The organism is Micromonospora sp. NPDC004540, from assembly GCF_040610095.1.
Lineage (GTDB): Bacteria > Actinomycetota > Actinomycetes > Mycobacteriales > Micromonosporaceae > Micromonospora.
On sequence record NZ_JBEXLR010000009.1, the window covers coordinates 76,098 to 92,382 of the forward strand.

Consider the following 16,285-nt stretch of genomic DNA (forward strand, 5'->3'; position numbering starts at 1 on the left):
GGTGTCTCCGGGGCGCGGATACACCCATGGCGTTCCACCGACCGTCCCAGGCTGGGCGCGGTGTCCGGTTTGTGCGGGTGGTCGGCGCCACCCTGCCGGCGGAATGGCCGGTGGGTGGGGGTCGTTGTATCCGGGTGAACGATCGAGGAAGGGCGCCCCGCCGATCGAGGTGGGTGTGCCGGGCCCGGAATGATGGTGGCCGGCCGGTCGTTGTACATGGTCCCGGCGCGACGAAGTGGCTCCGCCCCGCGCGCTGGATGATCCCCCAAGACTTTCTTGAGCGCCTGACGTGGTGCTTGCGCATACCCCCTAGCCGACCCCGTCGGCGTCGTGTGCGCCAACCCCCGAATGGAGCTTTCTCATGAACTCGATGCTGCGTAAGAGCGTGCTCGGTATTGCTGGTCTGGCTTTCACCGGTGGTGTGTTCGCCGGTCCGATCGCCGCCCACGCCGACGCCCGCCCTGTCGAGGGCAAGCCGGCCGCCGTGGCGACCGTGCAGGGCGCCCAGTCGAAGATTGATCTGAACGACGAGCAGGTGGGCAACGCGAAGGCGATCATCGCCGCGACGAAGAAGGCCGGTCTGCCGGAGCGCGCGGCGGTCATCTCGATCGCCACGTCGCTGCAGGAGTCGAAGCTGGAGAACCTGGGCCACCTCGGCGACCGCAACGACCACGACTCGCTGGGCCTGTTCCAGCAGCGCCCGTCCAGCGGTTGGGGCACGCCGGAGCAGATCACCGACCCTGAGTACTCGACGCTGGCGTTCCTGAAGGGCCTGAAGCAGGTCGACGGCTGGCAGGACATGCCGCTGACCGAGGCCGCGCAGACCGTCCAGGTCTCGGCCTACCCGGACGCCTACGCCCAGTGGGAGCAGCAGGCCGCCGACATCGTCAAGAAGCACTGGAACAGCTGAGCCGAACGCTGGCCGGCACCCCGCAACACGGGGTGCCGGCCAGCGGCGTCTTCGGGGGCGGTCAGCAGGGCGCGTACAGGCGACGCGTCCCCGAGCCGGCAGTCCAGGCGGCCGGGTCGCTGAACCGGCAGCCGAAGTCCGGCGCCGCCACCGCCTTCCGATCGGTGACCGCGTCGCCGGCCGGGCGCTTGCCGGTGCGTACCCAGGAAACCAGGTCGTCCCAGGCGGCGCCGGCCTCGGCCGGGCTGAACTCGCAGTGCTGCGCGGCCCGGATCGCCCGCTGCACGACGAGCCGGCTGCGTCCGTGCCACGCCGCGTCCCGGGCGTACGCCTGCTCCATGCTGAACGGTACGAAGAGGTCGCCGAGGTCGTGCAGGCTGAGCACCGGCACGGTGGGCCGGCCGCTGATCCGCGGCACCTCGGTCAGCGTCGGGGACAGCCGCTGCCGCAGGTTCTCCGGCGCCACCCGCTGCACGGTGGCGTTGACGTCGACCGGGCTGTTCGGGGAGTACCGGGTGAGCAGGTTGGTCGCGAGCTGACCGGGCCGCTGGGCGGGGGAGTCGCCGCCGTCGGTGGTGGTGATGCTGAACAGGAAGTCCTTCCAGATCGCGAAGGCGGCGTCGGCGCCCGGCCGCGGGCCGCCGGACCGCTCGACGGTGATCGCGCGCAGTTGCTTGCCGAGGTCGTTGGTGGTGTCCGGGCCGCCCGGCTTCAGCCCGGCCAGCCCGAGCGCCACCTGGATCCGCGGCACGGCGTCGGTCAGGTAGTCGTCCGGCGTCGGGTACGCGGGCACTCCGGCGAGGGCCTGCGCGACCAGGTTGTAGTCGAGGAAGAAGTCGAGCAGTTCGTGGTCGCCGAGCACCCCGCACATCGGCAGCGCGCCGTCGTAGTAGCCCGGGTACTGCTCCAGCGAGCGGCCGATGATGTGCCCGCCCATGGAGACGCCGGCGATGAGCACCCGCTTCGGCCGCTTCACCGTGTCGGCGAAGAGGTCGGCCAGCGCCCGGGTGCCGAGCACCCCGGAACGGATGTCGTAGCCGTTGCGGTCGTAGGAGGACGAGGCCCACGCGTACCCCTGGGCCAGCATCCGCTGCCGCAGGTCGTAGCCGGGCGGCTCGGGGGAGAGCACGGTGCCCTGGCCGCGGTAGCCGTGCGCCCACATGACCAGGTCGCCGTTCCACCTGGCGGGGGTCTCGATGATGAAGCCGGCGTGCTCGTGCACGCCCTGTCGGACGGTGGTGGTGGCGCCGTCGATCACCAGCGGCGCGAGCGGCGGGTTGCTGATGGTGTAGCCGGGCAGCGGCTGGCTGCCGTCGTCGTCGCGGTCCGCGGCGAGGGCGGGCGCGGCGCCGGTGAGGCCGACCGTGAGGGTGAGGGCCGCGCCGGCGGCGAGCAGCCGGCGCAGAAGGCGGGCGGGTGAGGTCAGCATCGGTGCTCCCCCGGGGACGGGTGCCGCCCCGGGACGGGGGCGGCCAGGCGGGACGGATGCCTACCGGCCGGTAGCGCCCTGAACCTAAGCTCGGCCTCGAACCCTGTCAATCGCTGACTGACCGAACGGTCAGCCGGATCCGTCCGGTCCGCCCACAGTGGCCCGTCACACCAGACCGTGCGCCAGCATCGCCTCCGCGACCCGGCGGAACCCGTTGATGTTCGCCCCGGCCACGTAGTCGCCCGGCAGGCCGTACTCCTCGGCGGTGGCCCAGCAGCGGGCGTGGATGTCCCGCATCGTCTCCCGCAGCCGCTGCTCCGACTGGGCGAACGTCCACGAGTCGCGGCTGGCGTTCTGCTGCATCTCCAGCGCGCTCACCGCCACCCCGCCGGCGTTGGCCGCCTTGCCCGGGGCGAACCGCACCCCGGCCCGGCCCAGGATCCGCACCGCCTCCGGGGTGGTGGGCATGTTCGCCCCCTCGACCACCGCGACGCAGCCGCCGGCCACCAGCGCCGCGGCCTCCGCGCCGCCGATCTCGTTCTGCGTCGCGCACGGCAGCGCCAGATCGCAGGGCACCTCCCAGACGGCGCGACCGGAGACCGCCACGGCATGCGGCACGTGCCGGACGTAGTCGTCGAGGCGCGCCCGGCGCTCCTCCTTCAGCTCGCGCAGCAGTGCCAGGTCGATGCCCTTCTCGTCGAGCACGTACCCGTCGGAGTCGGAGCAGGCCACCACCGTGCCGCCGAGCTGGTGCACCTTCTCGATCGCGTAGATGGCCACGTTGCCGGCGCCGGAGACCACCACGCGCTTGCCGTCCAGGCTGTCCCCGGTCTGCTTCAGCATCTCCTCGGCGAAGAAGACCGCCCCGTAACCGGTCGCCTCCCGGCGCACCTGTGCGCCCCCGTACGCGAGGCCCTTGCCGGTGAGCACCCCCGACTCGTACCGGTTGGTGATCCGCTTGTACTGGCCGAACAGGTAGCCGATCTCCCGGCCGCCCACCCCGATGTCCCCGGCCGGCACGTCGGTCTGCGCGCCGATGTGCCGGTACAGCTCGGTCATGAAGCTCTGGCAGAACCGCATCACCTCCCGGTCCGAGCGGCCCTTCGGGTCGAAGTCCGCGCCGCCCTTCCCGCCGCCGATCGGCAGGCCGGTCAGCGCGTTCTTGAAGATCTGCTCGAAGCCGAGGAACTTCACGATGCCCAGGTAGACCGACGGGTGGAAGCGCAGCCCGCCCTTGAACGGGCCGAGCGCGCTGTTGAACTCCACCCGGAAGCCGCGGTTCACCCGGACGCGGCCGTGGTCGTCCTCCCACGGCACCCGGAAGATGACCTGCCGCTCCGGCTCGCAGATCCGCTCGATGACGCACGCGTGCGCGTACTCGGGGTGGCGGGCCAGGGCCGGCCCGATGCTCTCCAGCACCTCCCGGACTGCCTGGTGGAACTCGGGCTCACCCGGGTTCCGCTGCACCACGTTCGCGAACACCGTCTCGACGGTCTCCGGCATCACGGATACGCCCCTTCCGGTCCCGGTGCCGGCCGCGTCGCCGCACCGCCCCCGGGTACGGATCGTCACCGCCGTCCGGTTCACTGGTCGGGTGGACGAGTTGATCTGGGAAGCGGCGAAGGACGCCCGCGCCTGGCTGGACGCCGCCAACGGCACCGGGGACGCGGAACTGACCTTTCGCCTGCTCAAGCTCGCCGAGGAGGCGGGGGAGGTGGCCGCCGCCTGGATCGGGGTGCTCGGCCAGAACCCCCGCAAGGGCGTCACGCACACCCGCGAGGAGGTGGCCGCCGAACTGGCGGACGTGGCGTTCACCGCGCTGGTGGCGATCGAGAGCCTGGGCCTGGACGCCCGGACCGTCCTGTCGGCCTGCGCCGAGAAGGCCCGCACCCGCCTGAGCTGACCGGCGAGGACGACCCCCTCAGGCTGGGGCGAATGTCCGGTTCGCGCCTCAGTCTCGGCGTCAGTGGAACGCTGTGGGTGTCTCCGGCGCCGGGATGCACCGATGATGTTCCACCGACCGGCCCAGTCTGGGTCGGGTGTCCGCTTCGCGGGCTGACCGGTGACACCCGGGCGGCGGAATGGCGGGTGGGCGGGGGTCGTTATACCCGGTGCACGATCGAGGAGGGCGGCCCGTCGACGCGGGTGTCCCGGGCCCGGAATGATGGCGGGCGGCCGGTCGTTGTACATGGTCCCGCGCGACGAAGAGGCTCAGCCCCGCGCGCCGATGATCCCCCAAGACTTTCCTTGAGCGCCTGACGTGGTGCTTGCGCACACCAGTTAGCCGATCCCCCGGTCGGCGTGTGTGCGCCAACCCCCGAATGGAGCTACCCCCATGAACACGATGCTGCGTAAGAGCGTGCTCGGTATTGCTGGTCTGGCCTTCACCGGTGGCGTGTTCGCCGGTCCGATCGCCGCCCACGCCGACGCCCGCCCCGTCGAGGGCAAGCCGGCCGCCGTGGCGACCGTGCAGGGCGCCCAGTCGAAGATCACCCTGAACGACGAGCAGACCGCCAACGCGAAGGCGATCATCGCCGCCACGAAGAAGGCCGGTCTCCCGGAGCGGGCGGCGGTGGTCTCGATCGCGACGTCGCTGCAGGAGTCGAAGCTGGAGAACCTGGGCCACCTCGGCGACCGCAACGACCACGACTCGCTGGGCCTGTTCCAGCAGCGCCCGTCGAGCGGTTGGGGTACGCCGGAGCAGATCACCGACCCCGAGTACTCGACGCTGGCGTTCCTGAAGGGTCTGAAGCAGGTCGACGGCTGGCAGGACATGCCGCTGACCGAGGCCGCGCAGACCGTGCAGGTCTCGGCCTACCCGGACGCCTACGCCCAGTGGGAGCAGCAGGCCGCCGACATCGTCGCCCACAACTGGAACAGCTGACCCAAGCAACAAACCGCTGGCCGGCACCCGAACACGGGGCGCCGGCCAGCGGCGTCTCCAGCGACGGAGCCGGTCACCCTCGCCCCCAGCCCCCACCGCAACCACCCGCAAGCCCCAAGCAGGGCGAACGCGGTGAGCGCCGCGGAGGGCCGGGCGTACAGTCGGGCGGTGGACCGTACCGAATCCTTGCCGGCGCAGACCCTCCCACCGGGCGTGGGTTCCACGGACCCGGGCAGCGTGCTGCTGCCCGGGCACGACGTGCCGTTGGGGCGCTACACCACGGTGCGCCGCCTGCTGCCGCAGCGGCAGCGGCGGCTGGTGGGGGCCTGGTGCTTCGTCGACCATTTCGGACCGGACGACGTGGCCGAGCGCCCCGGCATGGAGGTGCCGCCGCACCCGCACACCGGGTTGCAGACGGTCACCTGGCTGCTCGACGGGGAGATCCTGCACCGCGACAGCCTGGGCAACGTCCAGCCGATCCGCCCCGGCCAGCTCAACGTGATGACCTCCGGGCACGGCATCGCCCACTCGGAACGCTCGCCCCTGGTGCACCCGCCGCTGATGCACGGCGTGCAGCTCTGGGTGGCGCTGCCGGACCCGGCCCGGGCCGGCGCGGCCGACTTCGCCCACCACGCGGAGCTGCCCCGGTGGCGCGACGGCGACCTGGACGTCACCCTGCTCGTCGGCGAGATGGGCGGGGAACGCTCCCCGGCCGTGGTGCACACCCCGCTGCTCGGCGCGCAGCTCGAGGTCCGCGGCCCGGCGCCGGCCACGCTGCCGCTGCGCCGCGACTTCGAGTACGGGCTGCTGGCCATGTCCGGCTCCGCCGAGGTGGACGGGGTGGCCTTCGCCCCCGGCGCGCTGCTCTACCTGGGCGCCGGCCGGGACGCGCTGACCCTGCGAGCCGCCCCGGGCAGCCGGCTGCTGCTGCTCGGCGGCACCCCGTTCGAGGAGCCGCTGGTGATGTGGTGGAACTTCGTCGGCCGGTCGCACGAGGAGGTCGCCGCCGCCCGTGAGGACTGGATGGCGGGCCGACGGTTCGGCACGGTCGCCGACGACGCGGCGCCTCCGCTGCCCGCCCCGGCGCTGCCCACCACCCGGCTCAAGGCGCGGGACCGGCGCGGCGGCACGCTCGGCTGAATGCCCGGCCCCGACCCGGGTAGACGGCGGGCATGCCCACCACCAGTGCGATTTCCAGTGTCGAGGACAAGAAGCGGCTGGTCCGCCGGCTCGCCGGGGACGGGCGGGGGTTCGCCGAACGGTACGGGTTCCGGGTGACGAACAACCCGTCCCAGCTGTTCCAGGTGCTCTACCTGTCCGTTCTGCTGGCTCGGCGCGGCGACTTCCACAAGGCGGTCGACGCCGCGACGGGGTTGCGGGACGCCGGCTGGGACAGCGCCGCCCGACTGGCCCGCTCGTTGCACGCCGACCGCGTTCACGTGCTGCGGGCCGCAGGGCAGCGCGGCGACGTGGACGCGCTCGCCGCCACCCTCGGTGACCTGGCCCAGAACGTGGTCGACGCGTACCGGGGCGACCTGCGCCGGCTCCGCACCGAGGCACACCAGGACCCGGCCCGGGAGCGGCGGCTGCTGACCGCGCTGCCCGGGGTGGACGACGAGGTGGCCGACCTGTTCCTGCGGGAGGCGCAGGCGGTGTGGCGCGAGGTGGCGCCGGTGGCCGACCGGCGGGCCCTCGCGGCGGCCCGGCGGCTGGGGTTGGGCCGCTCCGCCGACGACCTGGCCGGGTTGGCCGGCAGCGGCGAGTCGGAGCGGCTGGCCTGGCTGGTCGGGGCACTGGCCCGGGTGGACCTGGAGAAGCGGTACGCGGAGTTGACCGCGTGACCGCGACGTGCCACCGGCCACAATTCCGCGATACTCACCCGTTCGGCTGATGTCCCGTCGTATGATGATCGTGGCAGCGATGCCCGCCCGGTTCGGGCGAACATCCACCGCCTGTCGGTCGCGACCCGGTTCGGGCGCGGACCGGCGGGGACAGGTGCTGCGTGGCGCCCCAGGTCGCGGTTCGTGACCCGGGGCGCCCGCCTGCTGTCGGGGCTCAGTCAGGCGGCGAGGCCGGCGAGCAGGTTCACCGTGGCGGCGATGATGACCGCGCCGAACAGGTAGGACAGCAGCAGGTGCCGCAGTGCCGTGCGCCGCATCTCCGAGCTGCACAGGTCGGTGTCGGAGACCTGGAAGGTCGCGCCGACCGTGAAGCCCACGTACGCGAAGTCGGAGAAGCAGGGTGGCTCATCCTGGTGGAAGTTGATCCCGCCCGGCTCGCCGCTGTAGTACAGCCGGGCGTACCGGGTGGTGTAGACGGTGTGCACGACGAACCAGGCGACCACGATGCTCAGCACGCCGAGAGCACCGTAGAGGTCCCGGAGCAGTCCGGGCCGGACGCTGTGCGCGGTGGTCAGCACCATGCCGACCGCGAGCAGGCTGGCCAGGCAGGCGGCCAGCAGCAGGGCGTCGCGGGTCGCCCGGTTGGGATCCTCCAGCTTCGCCAACCGTGCGGTCCGCTCGGCGTCCAGCCGGGACAGCCGTCCCCACTGCAGCGCCAGCCAGCTCAGCGCGGCCGCGTCCCACCCGACCAGCGGGACGAGGGTCGGCGTGAGCACGACGGCGGCGGCACCGGCGGCGACGCCGCCGACCAGCGCCATCACCACGAGCTGGAGCGCCGCCGGCACGTGCCCGTGGACCCGGCCGGCCGTCCAACGCGGCACCGAGCGGGGTCAGATGCCGCGCAGGTGCTGCGAGACCCGCAGGTGCCTGTCCCGGGCCTGCGCCGCGCGCTGCGAGCGGCCTACCTCGGGCGCCGCGTCGATGCCCGCCGAGCGGGCCACCTCGTTGCCGTTGGCGTAGTCCACCGGTGGCAGCGCCCGCAGCGCCCGCAACACCTCCGGCGGCGCGCCCTCCCGTTCGGCCTCGCGGATGACGTCGTCCTTGCCGGCCGGATAGTCCAGCGCGGACAGGTACTCAAGGACGTCGCTGTAACTTGCCATGGGTCGGGCTCCTCGCGCCTGTAGTTGCGGTCACGACCGGCGGCGGTTACCCGCCGGACCGCGGGTCACGCGCGGGATCGGTGGAAATCCGCCACCGGTTTCCGGGCCGCCGTGACGGGTAGCCGCGCGGTGCGAGCACCGAAGGGGGTACCACTCATGCACTACCTCACCTTCGTCGGACGGGTGGCGCGGCGTACCGGGACGTCGCAGGAGCGGGCCGCGGAGCTGACGCAGGCCACGCTGGCGACCCTCACCGACCGGTTGACCGGCGGTGAAGTGCTGGATCTCGCCGCCCAGCTGCCGAAGCCCCTCCAGGGGCTGCTCAAGCCGCACCCCCGCGCCGAGGCGGCCGACCGCTTCGGCGCGGCCGAGTTCGTCGCCCGGGTGTCGCGGCGGGCCGGCGTCGACGAGAACGCCGCCCGGGCCGGGGTGCGGGCCGTCTTCTGCACGCTGCGCGAGGCGATCAGCAGCGGGGAGTTCCAGGACGTGGTGGTCCAGTTGCCGCGCGACTTCCGGGACATGGTGGAGCCGGCCCTGGCGCCGGCCTCCCGCCGCGGCTGAGCCACCGGGCGCCGGGGGGCGCCCGCCGGGGGTCAGGCGACCGTGCCGGCGGCCCGCAGGGCGGCGATCCGTGCCGCGTCGAGCCCGGCCTCGGCCAGCACCTCGTCGGTGTGCTCACCGGGCTGCGGCGGCGGGCGGCGTACCGAGGTGGGGGTGGCCGAGAAGCGCGGCGCGGGGGCCGGCTGGGCGACCCCGCCGGGCGCGACGAAGACCTCCCGGGCGGCCAGGTGGGGGTGCTCCGGGGCCTCCGCCCAGTCGAGCACCGGCGCCACGCAGGCGTCCGAGCCGGCCAGCAGCGCGGCCCACTCGTCCCGGGTACGGGTGCGGAACAGCCGGGCCCACGCCGCCCGCAGCGCCGGCCAGTTCGCCGGGTCGTGCCGGTCCGGGGCGTCGTCGCCGTCGAGCGGGAAGCCGGTGAGCCGGACCAGCTCGTCGTAGAACCGCGGCTCCAGCGCGCCCACGGCGAGGTGCCGCCCGTCGGCGCACTCGTACGTGTCGTAGAACGGCGCGCCGCCGTCGAGCAGGTTCACCCCGCGCGGGTCCTGCCACATGCCGGTCCGGCGCAGCGCGTGGATCTGGGTGGCCAGCACCGACACGCCGTCCACGATGGCCGCGTCGACCACCTGGCCGGGGGCGCCGGCGCGGACCGCGTACAGCGCCGCGACGACGCCGAGGGCCAGCATCATCCCGCCGCCGCCGAAGTCGCCGAGCAGGTTCATGGGCGGCACCGGGCGCTCGCCGGCCCGGCCGACGCCGTGCAGCGCGCCGGTCAGCGCCAGGTAGTCGATGTCGTGGCCGGCGGTGTGGGCCAGCGGGCCGTCCTGCCCCCAGCCGGTCATCCGCCCGTACACCAGTTTCGGGTTGACGGCGCGGCAGTCGTCCGGGCCGAGACCCAGCCGTTCGGTGACACCCGGCCGGAAGCCCTCGATCAGCGCGTCCGCGGCGGCGACCAGGGCCAGCACCACGTCCCGCCCCTCGGGCGACTTGAGGTCGAGCGCGAGCGAGCGGCGGTTGCGGTTCAGCAGGTCGCCCGGGATGTCGCCGAAGCCTCCGCCACCGATCCGGTCCACCCGCACCACGTCCGCGCCCAGGTCGGCCAGCATCATGGCGGCGAACGGCCCGGGACCGATGCCGGCCAGCTCGATCACCCGTACGCCGGTCAGCGGCCCGTTGGTCATCGCGTCACCATAGGGCCCCGACCCGCCGGGCACCATGCCCCAGGGCCCCACACAGCGGTTGACCAGGGCAATCATCCGCGTCGTCACTTGGCGTGCGCGTTGAGGTTGCCCTAACCTTGAGGCGGCGAGGGGAGTACTTCCCACGAACCATTCCGGTCAGTACGGCGGGCTCCGGGCTCGCCTCGGGTGGTTGCCCACGATCGGTGGGTGAAGGAGACCTCGGACATGGCACCGTGTTCGAGGAGGCTCCATGACCGAGTTGTCGTACCTGTCCGCCGCCGAGCTGTCGTCGGTGGGCACACCCACCCTGTGGGCGGTGACCATCGCCGGCGTGCTCGCGCTGCTCGTGCTCGACTTCCTGGTCACCCGGAAGCCGCACGAGGTCTCCCTCAAGGAGGCGCTGGGCTGGTCGGCCTTCTACGTCGCCCTCCCGCTGGCCTTCGGCGGCTGGGTGTGGGGCCGCTACGGCTCCGAGCAGGGCGTCCAGTATCTCACCGGTTACCTGGTGGAGAAGTCGCTCTCGGTCGACAACCTCTTCGTCTTCATGCTGCTGCTGGCCGCGTTCGCGGTGCCCGCCGTGCTGGCCCAGCGGGTGCTGCTCTACGGCATCGCCGGCGCGCTGGTGCTGCGCGCGATCTTCATCGCGCTGGGCGCCGCCGCCCTGCAGACCCTCGACTTCGCCTTCCTGCTCTTCGCGCTCATCCTGATCGCCACCGCGGTCAAGCTGCTGCGCGACGCCCTCAGCGGGCACGAGCAGGAGGTCGACATCGACAAGATGCGGTCGGTCCGGCTGCTCCGCAAGGTCATGCCGGTGGTCGACGAGTACCACGGCCCGAAGATGACCATCCGGCGGAACGGCCGTCGCGCGCTCACCCCGTTCGCCCTCGTGGTGGTCGCCGTGCTCGCCACCGACGTGGTCTTCGCCGTCGACTCGGTGCCCGCCGTCTACGGCATCACCGAGGACCCCTACCTGGTCTTCGCCACCAACGCCTTCGCCCTGCTCGGACTGCGGGCGCTCTACTTCGTCCTGCACGCCGCCCTGAGCCGCCTCGTGCACCTCAGCTACGGCCTGGCCGTCATCCTCGCCTTCATCGGCCTCAAGCTGGGCCTGCACTGGGCGCACGGCATCTGGTCGGGCGTGCCGGAGATCCCGACCCTCGCCTCCCTCGGCGTCATCATCGGCGTCCTGGTGGTCGTCACCCTGACCAGCCTGCGCGCCACCCGGGACCGCAGCCTCGGCGAGCGGGCGGTCGTCGCCGAGCGGCGGTGACCCGGCCCGCCGCGTCGGTCACCCGGCGCGGCGGCTCCCGGCCGAACCCGTCGCCCAGACCCACCCCAGGTGGTACGACTGACGGGTGGGAATCGTGTCGCCGGGCTTCCAGGGCCGGCCCCGTACGGCCGAACCGGCCCTGCCGCCGGGGCAGTACCTCACCCAGGACTTCCCGGTGCTCTCCGCCGGCCCGACCCCGCGGGTGCCGCTGGACACCTGGGAGTTCGTGGTCACCGGCGAGGGTGGCGCCGAGTACCGGTGGTCCTGGGACGAGCTGATGGGCCTGCCGCAGGAGACGCCGCACGTGGACATCCACTGCGTCACCCGCTGGTCCAAACTGGGCACCGACTGGCAGGGCGTCTCGCTGGACACCCTGCTCGACGGCATCGACACCACGGCCCGGTACGCCCTGGTCCACTCCTACGGCGGGTACACCACCAACCTGCCCCTGGACGACCTGCGCGGCGGCCGGGCCTGGGTGGCGCACACCTACTCCGGCGGCCAGCTGCCGGCCGAGCACGGCGGTCCGGCCCGGCTGCTCGTCCCGCACCTCTACTTCTGGAAGTCCGCGAAGTGGGTCCGCGGCATCCGGCTGCTCACCGACGACCAGCCGGGCTTCTGGGAGACCGCCGGCTACCACGACTACGGCGACCCGTGGCGCGAGCAGCGCTACCAGGGCGACTGAGGTGGCCGCCCCGACGACCGGCGGCCGGGTGGTCGCGCCGCTGACCTGGCGGGTGGCGCGGCTGGTGGAGCGGCGGGTCGAGACGCCGACCGCGCAGACCCTCGTGCTGGACGTGCCCGGCTGGCCGGGGCACGAGCCCGGGCAGCACGTCGACATCCGGCTCACCGCCGCCGACGGCTACCAGGCGGCCCGCTCGTACTCCCTCGCCGGGCCGGCCGAGGGGGAGCGGATCGCGGTGACCGTCCAGCGGGTGCCCGACGGGGAGGTGTCGCCGTACCTCACCGACACCTACGCCGAGGGCGACCCCGTGGAGGTGCGCGGACCGGTCGGCGGCTGGTTCGTCTGGCGTACCGACGAGGGCGCGCCCGTGCTGCTGGTGGGCGGCGGCTCCGGGGTGGTGCCGCTCATGGCGATGGTCCGGGCCCGGCGGGCCGCCGGCAGCCGGGTGCCGTTCCGCCTCATCTACTCGGTGCGCACCCCCGACGACGTCATCTACGCCGACGAGCTGCGCCGCCGCGCCCGCGACGACCAGGGCCTCGACGTGGCGTACGTCTACACCCGGGCGGCGCCGGAGGGCTGGCGGGGCGAACCGCACCGGATCGGCCTGGCCGACGTGAACAGCCACGGCTGGCCGCCCGACCTGGAGCCGCTCTGCTACGTCTGCGGCCCAACCGGCTTCGTGGAGACCGTGGCGGACCTGCTGGTGGGTCTGGGCCACCCGACCCGGCGGGTGAAGACCGAACGGTTCGGCCCGACCGGCTGACCATCCGAGGAGAGCGCATGACAAACATGTCCTACCTGGACGGCAACATGCTCGACGGGCCGATGCGCGAGCTCTTCGCGGTCGACCTGAGTTCCGCCATGGGACGCTGCGACCACTGCGGCACGACCGGCCCGGTGGCCGGGCTGCACGTCTACTCGCACGCCCCCGGGCTGATCGGGCGCTGCCCGGCCTGCACCGGGGTGATGGTGCGCCTGGTGCGCGCCCCCGAGCGCGCCTGGCTCGACCTGCGCGGCACCACCTTCCTCCAGATCCCCATGCCCCTCGACCAACCCCATCCCCGGCCGCTCTGACCCCGCGGTTGTCGGTGGGTCAGGGGGTGACGGTGAGCCGACCCACCTGGGTGGGGGTCGGCTCGGCGTGGTTCGTGGGGTTCAGCGGCGCGGGGGAGCCCGCCGGCCGCGCCGCCGGCACCGGGGTGGGGACCGGGCGGGTGGCGGCCGGACCGCTTCGCCGCCACCGGCGGCGCAGCCGGCTGACCACCTGTCCCACGGTCACCGGCACCACCGACAGGACGAGCTGGCCGTTGCGCGGGTCGACGGTCGCGGCCACCCCGTAGAGGCGGGTGCCGTGGCGCAGCAGCCTGGGACGGCCGGCGGCGAGCCGGGGCGCGCGCACCGGGGCGCTGCCCCGGCCGTGGTTGCCGTCGACCTCGGCCCGGACCGGGTGGCGCTGGCCGCTGGCCGCGCTGCCGGCGAGGAGCCGGTCGACCGGGAAGTCGGTGCGCACCGTCCGGCCGGTCGGGTCGGTGGCGTCCAGCAGGGTGGTGCCGGCGACCGGGCCGGCCACCAGCCGGACCGGCCCCGCCTCCGCCGCGAACCGGGGGTACGGGCTGCGCGTGGTCACCGCGAGGGTGTGCGCGTCCGCCCAGCTCACCGTCACGGTGTCCAGCCGGGCCAGCCAGTCGGCGCGGACGCCGGTGACGTCGGTCCAGGCGGCCGGGGCGCCCGGGTATCCGGCGTGCCAGCGGCCGTCGGTGACCACCGTGGCCGGTACGCCCCGCTCGGCGTCCTGGTCGATGACGGCCAGCAGTTCGTCGACGCCCCCGGCGGTCACCGCGCCCAGCCGCAGCCGAGCCTCGATGTCGAGCCGGTCCCGGAGCCCGTCGGTGACGTACCGCTCGACCAGCCGGCGCACCGCCGCGTGCACCCGCTCCTGCGCGGCGCGGTCCAGCCGGCGGAAGTCGTCGCCGACCAGGTTGGCCAGCTCCAGGCCGGCGTGCCGGCGCAGCACGGCGTCCCGCCGCGGGCCGGCCGGGATCAGCCCGGCCACGAAGGCGAACAGCCGCTCCACGCTGACCAGGCGCTGCTCGACCCGGCTGTGATAGGTGATGTTGCGGGCGTCCAGCCGGCGCACCGCGTGGTAGTAGTCGTAGTCGGCGAGCACCGAGATCCGCCGGGCGTGGTAGCAGGCGGCCAGCGTGAACGGCTGGTCGCTGAGCACCGGCATGTCCTCGGGGAAGCGCAGCCCGAGCCGGTCCACGAGGTCCCGGCGGAACAGCTTGGTGTTCGCCAGCGACCAGGGCAGCGCCGAGTCGAACAGGCTCACATCTACGGCGTTGCCGGCGGCGAAGACGTCGGAGAAGACGTGCCGGCCGTTGACCCCGACCACCTTGCCGAGCACCACGTCCGAGCCGTACCGGTCGGCGGCGGCAACCAGCCGTTCCAGGGCCTCCGGGCCGAGGTGGTCGTCCGAGCCGAGGAAGAAGACGTACCGGCCGGTGGCCACCTCCAGACCCCGGTTGCAGGGGGCGGCCGGGCCGCCGGAGTTGGCCTGGTGGAGCACCTTGACGGTGCCGGGGTGGCGGGCGGCGAACCGGTCCAGCAGCCGGCCGCTGCCGTCGGTGGACCCGTCGTCCACCGCCACGATCTCGAGCCGGTGGCGGCCGATGGTCTGGCGCAGCAGCGAGTCCAGGCAGGACCGCAGGTAGGGCAGGGTGTTGTAGACCGGGATGACGACGCTCACGTCGGGGGTGGGCACCGGAGCGCTCCTCGGGGAGTCGGCGGGTCGGGCGTGTCCGCGTCGGGCCCGGGCATCGCCGCCTCGGGCGGGGGTGGGGCGTCGGGCAGCAGCCGCCGGTACACCGCCTCCAGCACCTCGGCCTGCGCCGACCAGGTCCAGCCGGCGAGCAGGCCCGGCCGGTCGTACGCGGCGCGGCGCCGGGCGGGGTCGGCCAGCACGGCGGTCACCGCGCGGACGAGGTCGTCGACGTCGCCGGCCCGGAACACCTCGCCCTGGCCGGTCTCGCGCACGGTGGCGGCCATGGTCCGCACGTCGCTGACCACCACGGGCAGCCGGGCGTGCGCGTACTCGAAGAACTTGGTGATCAGGGCGATCTCGTGGTTGGGCCAGCGGTGGATCGGGATCACCCCGACGTCGGCGCCGGACAGGAACGGCACCACCTGCCAGTGCGGCACGTACGGCAGCACGTGCAGCCGGTCGGCGGCGCCGAGCCGGGCGGCCCGGTCGGCGAGCCGCTCGACGTAACGCAGCGCCGGGTTGACGACCAGCGCGAGGTGCACGCCGGGCAGCCGGGGCAGCGCCTCGACCAGGGTGTCCAGCCCGCGCTGCGGGGCCGCCGCGCCGCTGTAGACCAGCAGCGGCACGTCCGGCCCGATCCCGCACTCGGCCCGCAGGTCCGGCGGCGGCGCGTCGTCGGCCGGGCGGTGCTCGTCGGCGGGGGCATTGAGCAGCACCCCCGGGGTCTCGGCGAGCCGGTGCTCCCGGCGCAGCAGCGCCGCGAGGTCCGCCGAGACGGTGAGCACCGCGTCGGCGTACGGGGCGTACTCCCGCTCGTGGGCCCGATGGGCGGGCAGCCAGCGGGCGTGGTCCCGCCACGGCTTGATGCCGGGCAGGAACTCGTGGGCGTCCCAGACCAGCGCCACCCGGCGCCCCTGGCCGCCCGCGCGGATCTTGGCGCGGGCGCCGACGCCGAGCATCCGGAAGTCGTGCGCGTGGATCAGGTCCGGGTGCAGCCGGTCCACCTCGGGGCCGTAGGCCAGCTCGTAGTCCCAGAGCCCCGGCTCCAGCCGCCGCCACGCCCGGTCGCCCTGGACGAGCTGCCAGAACAGCGTGTACGCCCGGTCCCACGGGCCGCGGAACCGGCGGCCGTACCGGACCCTGTTCATCATCTTGGTGCGCAGCCACACCCAGCGGTCCAGCAGCCGGGCGGCGACCTCCCGCCGGCGCAGCGCGCGCCGCGCCCGGCCCAGCCGGGGGCCGGCCAGCTCACCGGCCGCGGCGCGCCGCGTGACCAGGGCCGACCGGACGGCCAGGTCGGCCCGCCAGGCCCGGACCCACTGCGCGCGGTGCTCGGCGATGCCATTCGACCGGTACGCCAGCGGCCAGCGCAGCGAGAGGCGGAACTCGTGCCGGCGCCGGTGCAGCGGCTCCGGCATCGGCAGCAGGCGCACCTCGGCGGCGCCGAGCCGCCAGCTCCGCTCCGTGGCGTCCGGGGAGCGGCCGAGCAGGGTCACGTCCCACCCGGCCTCGGCGGCGGACCGGGCGATCTTCTGCACCCGGGAGTCGCCCTCGACCTTGTTGTCGACGAGCATGACGATCCGGCCGCGGCGCGGCGGCGTCGCCT

Annotated in this window: 17 protein-coding genes; 10 read left to right on the plus strand and 7 right to left on the minus strand. The window is 74.0% G+C overall.

Annotated features, from left to right (window positions below; all coding sequences use genetic code 11):
• Window positions 1-361: 361 nt before the first annotated feature.
• On the plus strand, window positions 362-910 hold the full coding sequence (locus ABZV78_RS05240) for a hypothetical protein (protein WP_355635511.1): 549 nt from the start codon (window positions 362-364) through the stop codon (window positions 908-910).
• Between the two features lie 61 nt (window positions 911-971).
• On the opposite strand, the gene ABZV78_RS05245 is transcribed toward ABZV78_RS05240, so the two are convergent.
• Both ABZV78_RS05245 and gdhA read right to left on the minus strand, forming a co-directional pair.
• Complete coding sequence (locus ABZV78_RS05245; RefSeq protein ID WP_355635512.1) at window positions 972-2,339, minus strand: hypothetical protein; 1,368 nt, start codon at window positions 2,337-2,339, stop codon at window positions 972-974.
• 165 nt (window positions 2,340-2,504) lie between these two features.
• Window positions 2,505-3,842 (minus strand): NADP-specific glutamate dehydrogenase, encoded by a 1,338-nt coding sequence (gdhA, locus tag ABZV78_RS05250; RefSeq protein ID WP_355635543.1) that lies wholly within the window; start codon window positions 3,840-3,842, stop codon window positions 2,505-2,507.
• A 91-nt stretch (window positions 3,843-3,933) separates the two neighbouring features.
• Between gdhA and ABZV78_RS05255 the strand changes: the two genes are divergently transcribed.
• From ABZV78_RS05255 to ABZV78_RS05270, 4 genes are all read left to right on the plus strand, one after another.
• Window positions 3,934-4,242 (plus strand): hypothetical protein, encoded by a 309-nt coding sequence (locus ABZV78_RS05255; RefSeq protein WP_355635513.1) that lies wholly within the window; start codon window positions 3,934-3,936, stop codon window positions 4,240-4,242.
• 432 nt (window positions 4,243-4,674) lie between these two features.
• Entirely contained in the window at window positions 4,675-5,223 is a 549-nt protein-coding gene (locus ABZV78_RS05260; RefSeq protein WP_355635514.1) for a hypothetical protein, read from the plus strand.
• 168 nt (window positions 5,224-5,391) lie between these two features.
• Complete coding sequence (locus ABZV78_RS05265) at window positions 5,392-6,363, plus strand: pirin family protein (protein WP_355635515.1); 972 nt, start codon at window positions 5,392-5,394, stop codon at window positions 6,361-6,363.
• Between the two features lie 32 nt (window positions 6,364-6,395).
• Entirely contained in the window at window positions 6,396-7,064 is a 669-nt protein-coding gene (locus tag ABZV78_RS05270; RefSeq protein WP_355635516.1) for a hypothetical protein, read from the plus strand.
• A 218-nt stretch (window positions 7,065-7,282) separates the two neighbouring features.
• Here ABZV78_RS05270 and ABZV78_RS05275 read toward each other — a convergent pair whose 3' ends face one another.
• Together ABZV78_RS05275 and ABZV78_RS05280 are read right to left on the minus strand one after the other, a co-directional pair.
• On the minus strand, window positions 7,283-7,945 hold the full coding sequence (locus ABZV78_RS05275) for a DUF1345 domain-containing protein (RefSeq protein ID WP_355635517.1): 663 nt from the start codon (window positions 7,943-7,945) through the stop codon (window positions 7,283-7,285).
• A gap of 9 nt (window positions 7,946-7,954) precedes the next feature.
• Window positions 7,955-8,224, minus strand: a complete 270-nt coding sequence (locus tag ABZV78_RS05280) for a DUF2795 domain-containing protein (protein WP_355635518.1) — start codon at window positions 8,222-8,224, stop codon at window positions 7,955-7,957.
• A gap of 156 nt (window positions 8,225-8,380) precedes the next feature.
• Between ABZV78_RS05280 and ABZV78_RS05285 the strand changes: the two genes are divergently transcribed.
• Complete coding sequence (locus ABZV78_RS05285) at window positions 8,381-8,785, plus strand: DUF2267 domain-containing protein (protein ID WP_355635519.1); 405 nt, start codon at window positions 8,381-8,383, stop codon at window positions 8,783-8,785.
• Window positions 8,786-8,817: 32 nt separating this feature from the next.
• On the opposite strand, the gene ABZV78_RS05290 is transcribed toward ABZV78_RS05285, so the two are convergent.
• On the minus strand, window positions 8,818-9,963 hold the full coding sequence (locus ABZV78_RS05290; protein WP_355635520.1) for a CaiB/BaiF CoA-transferase family protein: 1,146 nt from the start codon (window positions 9,961-9,963) through the stop codon (window positions 8,818-8,820).
• 250 nt (window positions 9,964-10,213) lie between these two features.
• On the opposite strand from ABZV78_RS05290, the gene ABZV78_RS05295 reads away from it, so the two are divergent.
• The 4 genes from ABZV78_RS05295 to ABZV78_RS05310 all read left to right on the plus strand — a co-directional run bounded on the left by ABZV78_RS05295 (window position 10,214) and on the right by ABZV78_RS05310 (window position 12,992).
• Complete coding sequence (locus ABZV78_RS05295) at window positions 10,214-11,233, plus strand: TerC/Alx family metal homeostasis membrane protein (protein WP_355635521.1); 1,020 nt, start codon at window positions 10,214-10,216, stop codon at window positions 11,231-11,233.
• A gap of 94 nt (window positions 11,234-11,327) precedes the next feature.
• Complete coding sequence (locus ABZV78_RS05300; protein WP_355635544.1) at window positions 11,328-11,918, plus strand: sulfite oxidase-like oxidoreductase; 591 nt, start codon at window positions 11,328-11,330, stop codon at window positions 11,916-11,918.
• A gap of 1 nt (window position 11,919) precedes the next feature.
• Window positions 11,920-12,681, plus strand: a complete 762-nt coding sequence (locus ABZV78_RS05305; protein WP_355635522.1) for a ferredoxin reductase — start codon at window positions 11,920-11,922, stop codon at window positions 12,679-12,681.
• A gap of 17 nt (window positions 12,682-12,698) precedes the next feature.
• Window positions 12,699-12,992: a DUF6510 family protein gene (locus ABZV78_RS05310; RefSeq protein WP_355635523.1), complete on the plus strand. Its 294-nt coding sequence runs from the start codon at window positions 12,699-12,701 to the stop codon at window positions 12,990-12,992.
• Window positions 12,993-13,011: 19 nt separating this feature from the next.
• Here ABZV78_RS05310 and ABZV78_RS05315 read toward each other — a convergent pair whose 3' ends face one another.
• Both ABZV78_RS05315 and ABZV78_RS05320 read right to left on the minus strand, forming a co-directional pair.
• Window positions 13,012-14,679 (minus strand): glycosyltransferase family 2 protein, encoded by a 1,668-nt coding sequence (locus tag ABZV78_RS05315; protein ID WP_355635524.1) that lies wholly within the window; start codon window positions 14,677-14,679, stop codon window positions 13,012-13,014.
• Window positions 14,661-16,253, minus strand: a complete 1,593-nt coding sequence (locus tag ABZV78_RS05320) for a glycosyltransferase family 4 protein (protein WP_355635545.1) — start codon at window positions 16,251-16,253, stop codon at window positions 14,661-14,663. The genes ABZV78_RS05315 and ABZV78_RS05320 overlap by 19 nt, the downstream gene beginning before the upstream one ends.
• Between the last annotated feature and the right edge of the window lie 32 nt (window positions 16,254-16,285).

Excerpts from the sequence above, each read along its gene's own strand:
- ABZV78_RS05240 (WP_355635511.1), top strand. The coding sequence starts at position 362 with ATGAACTCGATGCTGCGTAAGAGCGTGCTCGGTATTGCTGGTCTGGCT.
- ABZV78_RS05245 (WP_355635512.1), bottom strand. The coding sequence starts at position 2,339 with ATGCTGACCTCACCCGCCCGCCTTCTGCGCCGGCTGCTCGCCGCCGGC.
- gdhA (WP_355635543.1), bottom strand. The coding sequence starts at position 3,842 with ATGCCGGAGACCGTCGAGACGGTGTTCGCGAACGTGGTGCAGCGGAAC.
- ABZV78_RS05260 (WP_355635514.1), top strand. The coding sequence starts at position 4,675 with ATGAACACGATGCTGCGTAAGAGCGTGCTCGGTATTGCTGGTCTGGCC.
- ABZV78_RS05270 (WP_355635516.1), top strand. The coding sequence starts at position 6,396 with ATGCCCACCACCAGTGCGATTTCCAGTGTCGAGGACAAGAAGCGGCTG.
- ABZV78_RS05280 (WP_355635518.1), bottom strand. The coding sequence starts at position 8,224 with ATGGCAAGTTACAGCGACGTCCTTGAGTACCTGTCCGCGCTGGACTAT.
- ABZV78_RS05285 (WP_355635519.1), top strand. The coding sequence starts at position 8,381 with ATGCACTACCTCACCTTCGTCGGACGGGTGGCGCGGCGTACCGGGACG.
- ABZV78_RS05290 (WP_355635520.1), bottom strand. The coding sequence starts at position 9,963 with ATGACCAACGGGCCGCTGACCGGCGTACGGGTGATCGAGCTGGCCGGC.
- ABZV78_RS05295 (WP_355635521.1), top strand. The coding sequence starts at position 10,214 with ATGACCGAGTTGTCGTACCTGTCCGCCGCCGAGCTGTCGTCGGTGGGC.
- ABZV78_RS05310 (WP_355635523.1), top strand. The coding sequence starts at position 12,699 with ATGACAAACATGTCCTACCTGGACGGCAACATGCTCGACGGGCCGATG.
- ABZV78_RS05320 (WP_355635545.1), bottom strand. The coding sequence starts at position 16,253 with ATGCTCGTCGACAACAAGGTCGAGGGCGACTCCCGGGTGCAGAAGATC.